This window comes from Arthrobacter ulcerisalmonis (assembly GCF_900609065.1).
Lineage (GTDB): Bacteria > Actinomycetota > Actinomycetes > Actinomycetales > Micrococcaceae > Arthrobacter > Arthrobacter ulcerisalmonis.
Genome location: NZ_UXAU01000028.1, coordinates 13,292 through 27,976 on the forward strand (window position 1 = coordinate 13,292; position 14,685 = coordinate 27,976).

15 protein-coding genes, 1 pseudogene and 2 riboswitches are annotated in these 14,685 nt (G+C 62.9%); of the genes and pseudogenes, 10 read left to right on the plus strand and 6 right to left on the minus strand.

Going from position 1 to position 14,685, the window contains the following annotated elements:
* Positions 1-27: 27 nt before the first annotated feature.
* From PSET11_RS10305 to PSET11_RS10320, 4 genes are all read left to right on the plus strand, one after another.
* The gene (locus PSET11_RS10305; RefSeq protein WP_124092019.1) at positions 28-1,083 is read left to right on the plus strand and encodes a 2,3-butanediol dehydrogenase; all 1,056 of its coding nucleotides are present in this window, start codon (positions 28-30) and stop codon (positions 1,081-1,083) included.
* Between the two features lie 189 nt (positions 1,084-1,272).
* Complete coding sequence (locus tag PSET11_RS10310) at positions 1,273-1,788, plus strand: SRPBCC family protein (RefSeq protein WP_124092020.1); 516 nt, start codon at positions 1,273-1,275, stop codon at positions 1,786-1,788.
* 43 nt (positions 1,789-1,831) lie between these two features.
* Entirely contained in the window at positions 1,832-2,035 is a 204-nt protein-coding gene (locus tag PSET11_RS10315) for an antitoxin MazE family protein (protein WP_124092021.1), read from the plus strand.
* Complete coding sequence (locus PSET11_RS10320; RefSeq protein ID WP_124092022.1) at positions 2,032-2,358, plus strand: type II toxin-antitoxin system PemK/MazF family toxin; 327 nt, start codon at positions 2,032-2,034, stop codon at positions 2,356-2,358. Before PSET11_RS10315 ends, PSET11_RS10320 begins: the two co-directional genes overlap by 4 nt.
* 152 nt (positions 2,359-2,510) lie before the next feature.
* On the opposite strand, the pseudogene PSET11_RS10325 reads toward PSET11_RS10320, so the two are convergent.
* Positions 2,511-2,702 (minus strand): annotated as a pseudogene (locus PSET11_RS10325) (PH domain-containing protein); the annotation flags it as partial.
* 228 nt (positions 2,703-2,930) lie between these two features.
* Positions 2,931-3,884: an Ltp family lipoprotein gene (locus PSET11_RS10330; protein WP_238989108.1), complete on the minus strand. Its 954-nt coding sequence runs from the start codon at positions 3,882-3,884 to the stop codon at positions 2,931-2,933.
* 225 nt (positions 3,885-4,109) lie between these two features.
* Between PSET11_RS10330 and PSET11_RS16905 the strand changes: the two genes are divergently transcribed.
* The gene (locus tag PSET11_RS16905; protein ID WP_238989109.1) at positions 4,110-4,532 is read left to right on the plus strand and encodes a hypothetical protein; all 423 of its coding nucleotides are present in this window, start codon (positions 4,110-4,112) and stop codon (positions 4,530-4,532) included.
* A gap of 139 nt (positions 4,533-4,671) precedes the next feature.
* Positions 4,672-4,827: an antitoxin MazE-like protein gene (locus PSET11_RS17170; RefSeq protein WP_124092023.1), complete on the plus strand. Its 156-nt coding sequence runs from the start codon at positions 4,672-4,674 to the stop codon at positions 4,825-4,827.
* A gap of 49 nt (positions 4,828-4,876) precedes the next feature.
* On the opposite strand, the gene glyA is transcribed toward PSET11_RS17170, so the two are convergent.
* From glyA to gcvP, 4 genes are read right to left on the minus strand one after another with little or no spacing between them, the layout of a single operon-like run.
* A complete protein-coding gene (gene glyA / locus PSET11_RS10345; RefSeq protein WP_124092024.1) occupies positions 4,877-6,199 on the minus strand; it encodes a serine hydroxymethyltransferase in 1,323 nt (440 codons plus the stop codon).
* Positions 6,196-6,579 carry a glycine cleavage system protein GcvH gene (gcvH, locus tag PSET11_RS10350; protein WP_124092025.1) on the minus strand — a complete coding sequence of 128 codons (384 nt, stop codon included), beginning with the start codon at positions 6,577-6,579 and terminating at the stop codon, positions 6,196-6,198. Before gcvH ends, glyA begins: the two co-directional genes overlap by 4 nt.
* Before the next feature lie 31 nt (positions 6,580-6,610).
* A complete protein-coding gene (gcvT, locus tag PSET11_RS10355; protein WP_124092026.1) occupies positions 6,611-7,735 on the minus strand; it encodes a glycine cleavage system aminomethyltransferase GcvT in 1,125 nt (374 codons plus the stop codon).
* Positions 7,736-7,746: 11 nt separating this feature from the next.
* Positions 7,747-10,599, minus strand: coding sequence for an aminomethyl-transferring glycine dehydrogenase (gene gcvP, locus PSET11_RS10360; RefSeq protein ID WP_124092027.1), 2,853 nt, complete (start codon positions 10,597-10,599; stop codon positions 7,747-7,749).
* Between the two features lie 158 nt (positions 10,600-10,757).
* Positions 10,758-10,858: riboswitch (glycine riboswitch) on the minus strand.
* A 174-nt stretch (positions 10,859-11,032) separates the two neighbouring features.
* Positions 11,033-11,130, plus strand: a riboswitch (glycine riboswitch).
* A gap of 154 nt (positions 11,131-11,284) precedes the next feature.
* Between gcvP and cycA the strand changes: the two genes are divergently transcribed.
* The 4 genes from cycA to PSET11_RS10380 all read left to right on the plus strand — a co-directional run bounded on the left by cycA (position 11,285) and on the right by PSET11_RS10380 (position 14,641).
* Positions 11,285-12,754 (plus strand): D-serine/D-alanine/glycine transporter, encoded by a 1,470-nt coding sequence (gene cycA / locus PSET11_RS10365; protein ID WP_238989110.1) that lies wholly within the window; start codon positions 11,285-11,287, stop codon positions 12,752-12,754.
* Positions 12,747-13,667 (plus strand): formyltetrahydrofolate deformylase, encoded by a 921-nt coding sequence (gene purU, locus PSET11_RS10370; RefSeq protein ID WP_124092029.1) that lies wholly within the window; start codon positions 12,747-12,749, stop codon positions 13,665-13,667. The genes cycA and purU overlap by 8 nt, the downstream gene beginning before the upstream one ends.
* 200 nt (positions 13,668-13,867) lie before the next feature.
* Complete coding sequence (locus PSET11_RS10375; protein ID WP_009372930.1) at positions 13,868-14,071, plus strand: cold-shock protein; 204 nt, start codon at positions 13,868-13,870, stop codon at positions 14,069-14,071.
* 168 nt (positions 14,072-14,239) lie between these two features.
* Positions 14,240-14,641 carry a cupin domain-containing protein gene (locus PSET11_RS10380; protein ID WP_124092030.1) on the plus strand — a complete coding sequence of 134 codons (402 nt, stop codon included), beginning with the start codon at positions 14,240-14,242 and terminating at the stop codon, positions 14,639-14,641.
* Positions 14,642-14,685: the final 44 nt, after the last annotated feature.

The window sequence follows — 14,685 nt, forward strand, 5'->3', positions numbered from 1 at the left end:
TTATCCGCTTCACCGAGGAGGACCATCATGAAAGCAGCACGTTTTCACGGCAGGAAAGACATCAGGATCGAGGACATCCCCGAGCCGGAGCTCCGCGCCGGGGCTGTGAAGATCGACGTCGCGTGGTGCGGTATCTGCGGCACGGACCTGCATGAATACCTGGAAGGCCCAATCTTCTGCCCCGAACCGGGGCATCCGCACCCGCTCTCGCACGAGGAGTCACCGGTGACCATGGGCCACGAGTTCTCCGGGACTGTGTCCGAAGTCGGCGACGGGGTGGAGGGCCTCGCGAAGGGGGACAACGTCGTCGTCGAGCCGTATTTCGTGGACGGCGACTGCGACATGTGCCAGGCGGGCAACTACCACCTGTGCCGGCAGATGGGGTTCATCGGGCTCTCCGGCGGCGGGGGCGGGCTCAGCGAAAAGATCGTGGTGGACCAGCGGTGGGTGCATCCGATCGGCGCCATTCCGCTGGATGAGGCGGCCCTGATCGAGCCCTTGTCCGTGGCGCACCACGCGGTGGCCCGCAGCGGCGCGAAGGCCGGTGATGTCGCCTTGGTGGGCGGCTCGGGTCCGATCGGTCTGCTCACGGCGGCCGTCCTCAAGGGTATGGGCGTTACCACGATCATCAGCGAACTGACCCAGGCGCGGAAGGAAAAGGCCATCTCCAGCGGGGTGGCGGACCACGTGCTTGACCCCAGCCAGGAGAACGTCCCGGACCGGGTACGCGAGCTTACCGGCGGTACTGGTGCCGATGTCGCCTTCGAATGTGCCGGCGTTAATGCGGTGCTGGACACCATGCTCGACGGCGTCCGCCCTGGAGCCGTTGTGGTCAACGTGTCCATCTGGGGTGCGCCGGCCACCATCGACATGCAGAAGCTGGTGCTTAAGGAGATCGACCTGCGCGGCACCATCGCCTATGTCCGGGACCACCCGGCTGTGATCAAGATGGTGGAGGAAGGCAAGGTGGACCTCAAACCGTTCATCACCGGCCGGATTGCGCTGGAGGACCTGGTGGAGCAGGGCTTCGACACCCTCATCAACCACAAGGACACGGCGGTGAAGGTGCTGGTGCACCCCTAGGTTCTCGCGCGCCCTCACTGCGGCCCCGACGACGGCTGGAAAGCTGGTGTCGGGGCCGCAATTGGTACCTCGCGGGAACGCTTGTCCGCCGCGCGCCTTGGCGCGGCCCCTGGCCGCGCGGACGACGAACCCGACCGTATGGACGGTGGCGCGGGAATGGCTTGCGGTCGCGTCTGCAAGGATGGAGCCATGACTCAGAGCACCCGCCAGCACCAGGAATCCGTCACGGTCAACGCGTCCGCCGAGGCGCTCTACGACCTTGTCTCTGACATCACCCGCACCGGTGAATGGAGTCCAGTCTGCAAGGCCTGCTGGTGGGACGACGAGGACAGTTCCGGCACCGTCGGCACCTGGTTCACCGGCCGGAACGAGGTTCCGGGGCGCACGTGGGAGACCCGGTCCCTCGTTGTGGCCGCGGATCGCGGCCGCGAATTCGCCTGGGTGGTGGGCGGCAAGTTCGTCCGGTGGAGCTTTAAGGTGACACCGGCCGAATCCGGGACCGTACTGACCGAGTCATGGGAGTTCCTGCCCGAGGGAATCGCCATGTTCAGGGAGAAATTCGGGGACACGGCCGACGCCCAGATCGCCGACCGCACCCAACAGGCGCTGGACGGGATTCCGAAAACCCTGGCCGCAATCAAGCAGATCGCCGAGTCGCTCAGTCGCCTCGCCCATCGGGGCCCAAGTCAGCAGCACCTTTCCTGATGAGCCACTGACAGGGTTGGGCGTTACATGTAACGTTGTGGGTATGAGCGTCAGGGATCGTGTTGCCAGGCATCGGCTGGCCATGCGCGCGAGAGGTTTCCGCCAGATACAGATGTGGGTACCGGATGCCCGGTCTTTGGAGTTCAAGCGTGAGGCGAAACGCCAAGCGAAGGCTGTTGCCGCGTCTGATCACGGATCAGATGACCAGGAATTCATAGAACAGATCTCAGAAGACTGGCCAGAGTGAATCGCGGCGAGTTGTGGACGGTTTCCGGCGGGATCTATGCCCAGAAGCCTCGCCCCGCACTCATCATCCAAGACGATCTTTTTGAAGCATCCGAGTCGGTGACTCTGCTGCCTCTGACATCGCACCTTACAGACGCCCCGTTGCTCCGGATTACGGTTGAACCCAGATCGCTCAACGGACTGAGCCACGTCAGCCAAATCATGGTGGACAAACTCACCACTGTGCGCCGCGTAAACGTTGGCAGCAGGATGGGGCGCGTCGATTCGGAGACGATGGTTGCCGTCGAGCAGTCGCTCGCGGTCTTTCTCGGCCTTGCCAGCTGACCACCAGCAACCCGGCCATCTCAACGCAAGAGAGCGGCCCTTGTCCGCTTGAACGGCCCTGCCAGCACCGCTTATGCGGCTTAGGGCCGTTCGTACGCCGCACTGCCCAGCTCCCGCACACCTGCAAGTCGCGCACGCCGGGAGTGTGGTTGCTACTGCGAACCGAGGACCGAATGGGCGATCAGCATGTCGAGGCGCCGAATGTCGGCCTTCTTACCGACCTTGATCTTGATGTGTCCGGCTCGAGTCCACAACTCGAGTTCGGCGTCGAGATCGAACTTACCGGCATTTTCGGACGACCACATGTTGATGGCGGAGTAGGGAAGCGAGTAGACCTCCACTTGGCTCCTTCAATGGCGTACAGGTTGGTACTCAGTCTCTCAAAACGGGAGGGACGTCCGTGTTGTGCGTTGGCGGCATGTCACCGAACTCTTCGGCGTTTAGTGGTGCAGGTCCGCTGGACTTCGTTGAGTCAGCTGTCGCCGACTGAACCAAGGGCGGGCAGCGCGGAGAAGCGCTGCCCGCCCTTATGCGGTCAAACATGGAACTGCGGCGCCAATGATCAGGTGCCGTCAGAGCCCAGTCTGGCTTACCCCGAATTCGGCCTGCTCGGGGGTGTATCCCTCGAAGAGCAGTTGATCAACGAGACCAGAGCGTGAAAATGACGTGTAGTCCAAATAGCTCTTGGCCTTTTTTGCTGCCTGGGCGTTCCAATCGACCGTGACTCGATCAGCAGCCCACGTGGCATCTTCTGTTGAATATTTCTCGTATTCAAGTTGTGAGATCAGACCTGTTCGTGAAAACGCCGTGTAATCGAGGTAGCTGCCTGCTTTTCGCAGCGCATTGCGCTGGCTTACGGTGCCAGCCTTGGCTGCGGCATCCGCTTCGGTCTTTGCCTGGGCAGCTACTTCGGCTTCTGCTTTAGCTGAAGCGGACGCATCTGCTCTGGCTTTCACCGCCGCTTCACTTTCTGCTGTGGGGGTTGGAGTTGGCATTTTGGACGACGAGTCAGTGGCAGGGTTTGCTACCGTGGAGCCCACTGGTGCGGCTGTTGACGCCATACCGGGACGAGTGGCACCGAAGATGAGGCTGAGAAGCACCACGACCACCGTGACGATAAGTGCCACTTTCTTGTGCCTGTCATACCCCTCAAGGGGCCGACCTTGCTTGTCTCGAGTCTGGTTTGCCAAGAGGAGGATCAAGTCGATGAGTGCCCAGATGCCCAGGCCTCCAAGGGTGATCAGTTTCAGCAGACCTGTTCCAACCTTCCCTAGGTAGAACCGGTCAACCCCGAGTCCGCCAAGGAGGAGGGAAAGCAGCCACGTGGTCAGGAATGATTTGTTGCTGGCTGGTGGTTGCCCGTAACCACCAGAGGGCGGGAATGGGGCTGTATACGGTTGCTGGCTCATAAGAGTCCTTCCATAGGACACCTGACCGACGTGCAATGCGAAGCGTGCGGAGTGGGTGCTGTGATAAAAACGCATGGAGGAACTCAGTGCAAAGAATTGTTTTTTGCGGTGGCTCATCGCGCCAACCGACCCCTGAAATCATGACCGCTTCCCCCAACAGCGTCACGGGCATAGCGCCCGTGAATTGGATGCTACACCGGAAAGGCCAAATTAATTCAAGTCGTTCGAGAGGTTACGTTTTCACTGTTCCTCACGGTAGCTGGCAACCTTTATACTCGATACGTTTGTCCCCGTAAACTGGGTGGTTTTTGGCAATCGAATAAGACTTATAGTGGAGAAAAATTGAGAAAACTGATTTTTGCGATCGGCGCGATGGCGTTGCCTCTCGGGCTTGCAAGTTGTGGTGGTACGCCAGAAGCCGTACCCGCTGTCACGGTCACCCAGACGGTGACCGCCACACGCACTGTAGCTGCACCAGCCCCAACAGTAACTGTCACCCAGGTAGCTGCGCCGGTTGCAACGGTGGCTGCCGCTCCACCGGCCGCCTCGAGTGCAGTTCTTCCTGCTGATGTTGTCGGTACGAATGCAAAAGCGCTGAGTGACGACCTTGAAGCTCTCGGGTTCAAACACATAGTTTGGAATGCAGACACCGGCAAAACGGTGCTCTTGCTCTCCAACTGGACTGTGACAAGTCTGGAAGGCGCCGGGGCGGACACCGCACTGTCAAAGACAATCGTGGTCCACGTAACCAAGCCGGGATCGTAGCTATTGGGTTCCAGTGGCGGCATCGTGGGTTGCCGCCACTGGAAGTTGCCACGATCAGGCTGGTCACCAGAGCCACAGGGGGATCCGTCCTCTTTCCGGAGTGACCCGATCGCGAATCCGCTCCTAGTTCGCCGGGCATATGGAATTCAAGCGTGAGGCGCATCGCCAAGCGCGTGTTGTTGCCATGTCGAATCACGAGTCAGACGACCAGGACTTCATCGAACAGATCTCAGAAGACTGGCCGGACACCCCCCCACGCAAAAGCGGCCCTGCCCCGCTTGAGCGGCCCTGGTGAGGGCCGATCAAGCGGGGCAGGGCCGCGGAAGCGAAGCGGGCTGAACGGCTCAGGCGAGCGGAGCCACCTCGGGGTACAGCGGGTGGGCTGCGGCGAGTGCCTCAACCCGGTGCCGGAGCCCCGAAAGGTCAGCATCGGCGTCGGCGATCAAAGCCTCGGCAATGATGTCCGCCACCTCAGCGAAGGCAGCCTCGCCGAAACCGCGCGTGGCCAGTGCAGGCGTGCCGATGCGCAGGCCGGAGGTAACCATCGGCGGGCGGGGATCGAACGGAACAGCGTTGCGGTTGACGGTGATATCAATGGCAGCCAACCGGTCCTCGGCCTCCTGGCCATTGAGCTCGCAGTCGCGCAGGTCCACCAGGACCAAGTGCACGTCCGTGCCGCCAGACACCACGGAGATGCCCTTCGCAGCAACGTCTGGCTGGACCAGGCGCTCGGCCAGGATGGACGCGCCAGCGAGGACACGCTCCTGGCGCTCCTTGAACTCCGGCGACGCAGCGATCTTGAATGCCACAGCCTTGCCAGCGATCACGTGCTCCAGCGGACCACCCTGCTGACCTGGGAAGACAGCAGAGTTGATCTTCTTGGCCACGTCGGCGTCATTGGAGAGGATGATGCCACCGCGCGGACCGGCAAGGGTCTTGTGCGTGGTGGACGTGGTCACGTGGGCGTGCGGCACAGGCGACGGGTGCAGTCCAGCAGCCACCAGGCCCGCGAAGTGGGCCATGTCCACCATCAGGTACGCGCCCACCAGGTCGGCGATCCGGCGGAACTCGGCGAAGTCGAGCTGGCGCGCGTAGGCGGACCAGCCGGCAACGATCAGCTTCGGCTGGTGTTCCAGGGCCAGGGCTTCCACCTCGGCCATGTCCACCGTGTGGCTGACCTCGCGGACGCCGTACGGGACCACTTTGTACAGCTTGCCGGAGAAGTTGATCCGCATGCCGTGGGTCAGGTGCCCGCCGTGGGCCAGGTTCAGGCCCATGATGGTGTCGCCCGGCTTGATCAGCGCATGCATCACGGATGCGTTGGCCTGCGCGCCGGAGTGCGGCTGCACGTTCGCGAACTCGGCGCCGAACAGGGCCTTGACGCGGTCAATGGCCAGCTGTTCCACCACGTCCACGTGCTCGCAGCCACCGTAGTAGCGCTTGCCCGGGTAGCCCTCGGCGTACTTGTTGGTCAGCACGGAACCCTGCGCCTGCATGACCGCGACGGCGGTGTGGTTCTCGGAAGCGATCATCTCCAGGCCATCGCGCTGGCGGCCCAGTTCGTCGTCAATTTTCGCGGCGATCTCAGGATCGAGATCGGCCAGCAAAGCGTTCAATGACGGCGACACTACCTGCTGGTAGGTGCTCGTGGCGGAGGTGGCGCTCACAGTTCGCCGCCGTTGGCTGCTGCGTACTCCTCGGCGGAGAGCAGCGGGCCGTCAGACTCGGCGTCGACCTTGATGAGCCAGCCGGCACCGTACGGATCGGAGTTGATCAGGGCGGTGTCGTCCACAACGTCGGGGTTGGTTTCCGTGACCACGCCGGTCACGGGGGAGTACAGGTCCGAGACGGACTTGGTGGACTCGACTTCGCCGCAGGTCTCGCCGGCGGTGACGGTGCTGCCAACCTCGGGCAGGTCAACGTAGACAATGTCGCCCAGCGCGTCGGCGGCGACGGCGGAAATGCCAATGGTCACGGAGTTTCCGGCCTCGCGGGCCAGCCACTCGTGCTCGGCGGAGTACTGCAGTTCGGCAACAACTTTGCTCATGGTTTTGTCCTTCAAGTAGTAAAAGGGAAGTTTATTTTTCGCGCTTGTAGAACGGCAGACCGATGACCTCGAAGGGTTCGGCCTTTCCACGCAGGTCAATGTCGAGCGCAGTCCCGGGTTCGGTGTGTTCGACGTCGACGTAAGCCAAGGCAACAGGGTAGCCGAGGGTGGGGCTGGGCTGGCCGGAGGTGACTTCGCCAATGACGGCACCGTCCTTCAGGACGGGGTAGCCGCCCCGGCCGGCGCGGCGGCCAAGGCCCTTGAGGCCTACCAGCTTGCGCTTGGAGCCCTCTGCCTTGGCTGCTTCGAGGGCGGCGCGGCCCACAAAGTCGCCTTCCTTGGACTTGAGCGCCACAACAGGGCCCAGGCCTGCATCGAACGGCGACCGTTCCAGGCTCAGCTCGTTGCCGTAGAGCGGCATGCCTGCTTCGAGCCGCAGGGAGTCGCGGGAGGCGAGCCCGCAGGGAATGATGCCGAACTCTTCGCCAGCTGCAGCCACATCGGCCCAGAGCGCGGCAGCGGCTTCGTTCGGGAGGAAGATCTCGAAACCGTCCTCGCCGGTGTACCCGGTGCGGGCCAGGATGACGTGCTGGCCGGCGATGGTGAGCTCGTTGAACGCGTAGTACTTCAGCTCGGTCACCAGCGCGTGCTCGGCCGGGTCGGTGAGCTTGAGCAGGATCGCTTCAGCCTTGGGACCCTGGACAGCCACCAGCGAGGTCGCAGCAGAGGCGTCCTCAACCGTGACGTCGAAGCCTTCGGCACGTTCTGCCAGCGCGGCAGCCACGGTGGGGGCGTTCCCGGCATTGGGGACCACCAGGTACTTCTCATCTCCAAAACGGTAGGTGATGAGGTCGTCGATGATGCCGCCGTCGGGGTTGCAGATCAGCGAGTACTTCGCCTTGCCGTCGGCGATCGCTGAGAGCTTGCCCACCAGGGCGTAGTCCAGGAACGCGCCGGCGCCGGGGCCGGTGACCCAGACTTCGCCCATGTGAGAAAGGTCGAACAGGCCCGCAGCCTTGCGGACTGCGTGGTGCTCGGCGAGTTCGGAACTGTATTTGAGCGGCATCTGCCAGCCACCGAAATCGGTGAAGGAAGCGCCAAGCTTCTGGTGTTCCGGGTAGAGGGCCGTGTAGCTGGCCGTAGCGTTTTCAGTCATGATCGGGTCCCTCAGTTTTCGAAGTCAGACAGCGGCGGGCAGGAGCAGATCAGGTTCCGGTCGCCACCGGCGCCGTCGATCCGGCCCACGGGCGGGAAGTACTTGTCCTGCTTGAGGTGGTGGACGGGGAAGACGGCCTGCTCGCGGCTGTATTCACGGGTCCAGTCGGAATTGACGACGGCGGACGCGGTGTGGGGTGCGTTCCGCAGCGGGGAGTTCTCCACGGTGAAGTCGCCGTCGGCCACCTGGTCGATTTCCTTGCGGATGGAAATCATCGCGTTGATGAAGCGGTCGATCTCGGCCAGGTCTTCGGATTCGGTGGGCTCCACCATCAGGGTGCCTGCAACCGGGAACGCCAGGGTGGGGGCGTGGAAGCCGTAGTCGATGAGGCGCTTGGCCACGTCCTCGGCGGTGACGCCTGTCTTCGCGGTGAGCTCGCGCAGGTCAAGGATGCACTCGTGCGCCACCAGGCCGCCTTCGCCGGTGTAGAGGACCGGGAAGTACTCGTTCAGACGGGCTGCAACGTAGTTCGCAGCAAGGAGTGCTGCCTTGGTGGCCTCGGTCAGGCCTTCGGCGCCCATGAGCTGGACGTAGGCCCAGGAGATGGGGAGGACGCCTGCGGAACCGTAGTTCGAGGCGCTGATGGCCACGCCGTGTCCGGCCTCGTGGGCTGCCTTATTGGCGTCACCCGGCATGAACGGTGCCAGGTGTGCCTTTGCTGCGACCGGGCCAACGCCGGGTCCGCCGCCGCCGTGCGGGATGCAGAAGGTTTTGTGCAGGTTCAGGTGCGATACGTCGCCGCCAAACTTGCCCGGCTGTGCCAAGCCCACCAGGGCGTTCAGGTTGGCGCCGTCAACGTAGACCTGGCCGCCAGCTGCGTGGACAGCGTCGCAGATTTCGGTCACGTCGGCGTCATACACCCCGTGCGTGGACGGGTAGGTGATCATGATCGCCGAAAGCGCGTCCCGGTGGGTTTCGATCTTGGCGTTCAGGTCGGCGTGGTCGATGGTCCCGTCGGGTGCGGTGGCAACCACCACCACCTTCATTCCGGCCAGGACGGCGGACGCGGCGTTGGTGCCGTGCGCCGAGGCAGGGATGAGGCAGATGTTGCGCTGGGTGTCGCCGTTGGCGCGGTGGTAGCCGCGGATCGCCAGCAGGCCGGCGAGCTCGCCCTGGGAGCCAGCGTTCGGCTGCAGGGAGACCTGGTCGTACCCGGTGATTTCGGCGAGGTCAGCTTCCAGGCCGGTGATCAGTTCACGCCAGCCCACCGTCTGGGAGTCCGGTGCGAACGGGTGGATTGAGGCGAACTCCGGCCAAGAGATTGCTTCCATCTCGGCGGTGGCGTTGAGCTTCATGGTGCATGAACCCAAGGGGATCATGGTCCGGTCCAGTGCAAGGTCCCTGTCGCTCAGCCTGCGGATGTAGCGCAGCAGCTGAGTTTCGGAACGGTGCGTGTTGAACACGGGGTGCTGCATGAAGTCGCTGGTGCGGAGCACATCTGCGGGCAACTCGAACCCGGCGGCCTCGCCGATGGGGCCGGCGCCGAAGGCCACAGCCACGGAGGAGAGGACCTCGGGGGTGGTGGTTTCATCCACGGACACGCCAACGGTGTCTGCGTCAATGTGGCGCAGGTTGATCCCGCGGGCTTCGGCCGCGGCGATGACCGTGGCTGCCTTGCCCGGGACGGACACCGTGAGGGTGTCGAAGAAGGTATCGGCAGTCAGGGTCCGGCCAGCCGCTGTCAGCGCGGTTGCCAAGGTGCGGGCGTGGGTGTGCACGCGCTCGGCAATCGCCTTCAGGCCATCCGGGCCGTGGTAGACGGCATAGAACGAGGAGACGATGGCCAGCAGGGCCTGCGCGGTGCAGATGTTGGACGTCGCCTTTTCGCGGCGGATGTGTTGCTCGCGGGTCTGCAGCGCCAAGCGGTAGGCGGGCAGGCCGGCGTCGTCCTTGGAAACGCCCACCAGGCGGCCCGGCATGGAACGTTCCAGGCCCTTGGCCACGGCCATGTAGGCGGCGTGCGGGCCACCGAAGAACAACGGCACGCCGAATCGCTGGGTGGAGCCGACGGCGATGTCCGCGCCCTGCTCACCGGGAGGGGTGATCAGCGTCAGTGCCAGCAGGTCGGCGGCGACAGTGACCAGCGCGCCGCGTTCCTTGGCAGCGGCGATGGCGTCGGCGTGGTTGAAGACTCGGCCAGACGCGCCGGGCTGCTGCAAGACGACCCCGTTGATCGCACCCTCGGGCAGGCCCAGGGACAAGTCGGCAACCTCTACCTCGAAGCCGAGGGCTTCGGCGCGGCCCTTCACAATCGCGATGGTCTGCGGCATCACGTCGATGTCCAGGACGGTCTTGCCGTCGTGGGCTGCCTTGTTCTTGTTGGCCCGGCGCATCATCAGCACGGCTTCGGCGACGGCGGTGGCTTCGTCCAGCAGCGAGGCGTTGGCTATGGGCAGGCCCACCAGGTCCTGGACCATGGTCTGGAAGTTGAGCAGCGCCTCCAGGCGGCCCTGCGAGATTTCGGGCTGGTACGGCGTGTACGCGGTGTACCAGGCCGGGGCTTCAAGGATGTTGCGGCGGATCACGGCGGGGGTGACGGTGTCGTAGTAGCCTTGGCCGATCATCTGCACTGCGGTCTTGTTCTTGCCGGCGAGCTTCCGGAGTTCCGCGAGGACCTCTACTTCGCTCAAGGCGGCACGCAGGGCCAGCGGCTTGCTTTGGCGGATTGAATCGGGGACAGCAACGTCAACCAACCCGTCCACACTGTCGTAGCCGACAGCCTTCAACATGGTCTCGACATCGGCCTGGCGGCGGGCGCCAATATGCCGGTCGGCAAAAACAGTGGGGGACGATTCAGTGGTCACGAAGGAACTCCATCATTGAGGCCGGGTACGCAAGGTACGCGGCAGTGATTCGGGTTCCTCCCCGCTCTGTCGTGGACCTGAGAGATTCCACAGCCCGCACAGAATGCGGAGTGCTTGCACCGTCGGTGAACCCTCAAGGGGCTACTTTCCAGAGTTGCCTAGCCACGGCGGTACATGAGCCTGAGAGATTCCTGGGGAGGATTTGCTCCTACGGCGCCTGCCCGATCAGCAATCGGGAGGACTCTCCCGCCGCGGTTCAAAAGGCGTATTAAAATTTGGTGATTCGGCACACAGATTACATGCATCGGTGACCTGGGCGCAAAGGCCGGGTGCCGCCGTCGGACATCTTGTGAATTACTTCTGTCCCGTTTTGGCACTGCGCTGCCCACCCCGCTACCGTGTGACTCGCATCACCACAATTGAACACGGCCATTGATCTGCGGCGGGAGAGTCCTGCCGGTACATTCAGCAGGCGCCGTAGGAGCAAATCCTCCCCAGGAATCTCTCAGGCCCCCGTACCGCCGCGGCGAGGCAACTCTGGAAAGCAGCCCCACTCTTAGGGCTCACCGACGGTGCAAGCGGACCCCGCCCGGGTATCCCGCGGAAACTCTCAGGTTTTTCGACAGAGCTGGGGAGGAATCCGAAGCCTTGCGGCACCCGTGCCGCTTGAACAATGGAGTTCCCCTTGAGCACTCAAAATTCGCTGTCCACTGCCGAAGCGCCCCATCTGGAGCGGCAGCTCAGCAACCGGCACATCCAGCTGATCGCTATTGGCGGCGCGATCGGCACCGGCCTCTTCATGGGGTCCGGTAAGACCATTTCCGCGGCTGGCCCGTCCGTCATTTTCGTGTACATGATCATCGGCTTCATGCTGTTTTTCGTGATGCGGGCCATGGGCGAGCTGCTGCTGAGCAACCTTAACTACAAGTCCTTCAGCGACTTTGCTGCGGACCTGCTGGGACCGTGGGCTGGGTTCTTCACCGGCTGGACGTACTGGTTTTGCTGGGTGATCACGGGCATCGCCGACGTGATTGCGATCGCCGGTTACTCGAAGGAACTGTGGCCTGGCCTGCCGCTATGGATTCCGGGGCTCATCACCATCGGCATCCTCCTGGTGCTGAACCTGGCCACCGTGAAGGCGTTCGGTGAAACGGAGTTCTGGTTTGCGCTGATCAAGATCATCGCCATCGCCGCGCTCATCATCGTGGGCCTCTTCATGGTTTTCGGCGGTTTCCAGTCCGACGCCGGCCCTGCCACCTTCAGTAACCTGTGGAGCCACGGCGGATTCTTCCCGAACGAATTCATGGGTTTCGTGGCCGGCTTCCAGATCGCCGTTTTCGCGTTTGTTGGCATCGAGCTGGTGGGCACCACCGCCGCCGAAGCCAAGAATCCCGAGCGGAACCTGCCCAAGGCGATCAACTCGATCCCCATCCGCGTGCTGCTCTTCTATGTCGGCGCCCTCATCATCCTGATGTCCGTCACCCCGTGGACCCAGTTCGCCGCCGGTCGCAGCCCGTTCATCGCCATGTTCTCGCTCGCAGGACTCGGCGCAGCGGCCACCGTGGTGAACCTGGTGGTGCTCAGCTCCGCCATGTCCTCGGCCAACTCCGGCATCTACTCCACCTCACGCATGGTTTACGGCCTCGCCAAAGAGGGCGACGCGCCCACCGTGTTCAGCCGGCTCTCTGCCCGGAAAGTACCCCAGAACGCCCTGTTCCTGTCCTGCATCCTGTTGCTGTCGGGCGTCATCCTGATGTACGCCGGCCAGGACATTGGCAAGGCGTTCGACATGGTGACCACCGTTTCCGCCGTCTGCTTCGTCTTTGTCTGGTCCATCATCTTGGCCAGCTACCTCGCTTTCCGGAAGCGCCGGCCGCACCTGCATGACGCGTCCAAGTTCAAGATGCCAGGTGGTGTGGTGATGGTCTGGGTAGTGTTCGCGTTCTTCACGTTTGTGATCTGGGCGCTCACTACCCAGCCGGACACGCTGATCGCGCTGCTGGTCACCCCGATCTGGTTCGTCCTGTTGGGGATTGCCTGGTTCATCCTGCGCCGCCGCCCCACCCACCTGGCTCGGTACGCCGCGTTCCAGGAGGACCTGCGGGTGGAAGGCGCTGAGGCTGTGGCTGCGGAGCGGGGTGCTGGCCATGAATAGTACGACGACGGCCGGCGCTTCCAGCCGCGCTTCGGCTCCCGCTGTTGGCAGCGCTGCCGACGCCCCGGCCGAGTTCGTCCTCACCCTTGACTGCGTGGAGTCTCCCGGGATTGTGCATTCTGTGTCGGAATTCCTGCTGGCACGGAACTGCTACATCAAGGACATACTGCAGTTCGGCGATCAGACGAAGCGGCACTTCTTCATGCGCGTCCAGTTCTCGGCCCCGGCCGGAACCACCTCGGGTGACCTGCGCACGTCCTTTGAGGCAGTGGCGCAGCAGTGGGCCATGTCGTGGCGGCTTGAACCGCAAGGCCGCAAGCAGCGGATCCTGGTCATGGTGTCCAAATATGGGCACTGCCTCAACGACCTGCTCTTCCGTGCCCGCAACGGCGAACTCCCGGTGGAAATCGTGGCAGTCGTGTCCAACCACCGCGACCACGAAGGCCTGGTTGACTGGCACGGCATCCTGTTCCACCACATTCCGGTTACCAAGGACACCAAGCCGCAGGCTGAGGCGGAGCTGATGGCGTTGGTGGATTCACTTGACGTGGAACTCGTGGTGCTGGCGCGCTACATGCAGGTGCTCAGCGAGGACCTGACGAAGAAGCTGGAGGGGCGCGCCATCAACATCCACCACTCGTTCCTGCCGAGCTTCAAGGGTGCCAAGCCGTACCACCAGGCCTACGAGCGGGGAGTCAAGACCGTTGGCGCAACGGCGCACTACGTGAACTCGGAACTTGATGAGGGTCCAATCATTGCCCAGCAAGTGATCGAGGTGGACCACACCTACGGCCCGGAGGACCTGGTAACCGTAGGCCGGGACGCCGAATGCAAGGCCCTGACAAATGCCGTGCGCTGGCATGCGGAAGGCCGGATCATCCTGTCCGGCAACCGGACGGTAGTCCTGCGCTAAAGATTGCGCCGCTGTTGGGGTGGCGTACTGATGGAAACCTCCTGTAAGGTAGAGACCGTTGTTGTGTTTATGCAGTTGGTAGTTCAGGCAGTACGCGCGGTCGAAAGTCCGCGTTCTTCTGAAGTAGCGGTTTTGAACACCCCACGCCGGAGGGCCCGAAAGTCGGGATTTATCCTCCACCTTCACGAAGGACAAAAATAATGGCTACTGGTACCGTCAAATGGTTTAACGCTGAAAAGGGCTTCGGCTTCATTTCCCCCGACGATTCTTCGCAGGACGTGTTCGCACACTACTCCGCGATCAACTCGAACGGCTTCCGCTCACTCGAAGAGAACCAGAAGGTTTCCTTCGACACCGAGCAGGGCCCCAAGGGTCCCCAGGCCACCAACATCCAGGCTCTCTAATTCACTAGAGTTCCGGGACCGTTAGGTTTCTGAGAAAGCAGGGCTTGCCTCCGGGCGGGCCCTGCTTTTGTTTAACCCACGCGTGCTTCTTGGCGTCGAGGGGTGTACTGCCAAGACGTTGCTCAGTACGCACTCCCACTTTCCTGGCACGAGTGGTTGGCTGGAGACATGAATATTGAACCCAGCACCCCCAGCGTCAAGAATCCCGCCGCACAGTTTGTCGGCGATGTGTGGTTTGACGCGATTGCCGCTCCGCATGAGGCTGACCAGCGGATGGTGGTGGGCCTGGTGAAGTTCGCGCCGGGAGCACGGACGGCCTGGCATTCGCACGCGCGCGGACAGTACCTTCGCGTCACCCAAGGAGTAGCGCGATTTGGCGACCGCGATGGCAACATCATCGAAGTTCACGCTGGCCAGACCCTATACACGCCTCCGGGCCAAGACCACTGGCATGCCGCCGCACCAGGAAGCTACATGGAGCACATTGCCATGTTAGAAAACGCGGACGATCCAGCTAACACCACGGACTGGAAAGAGCACATCACGGAGGCGGAGTACCAGGGCGGGTAGCCTCACGCCCCGCCCGCCCCACCCAACTGAGTAGCGCTAACTGC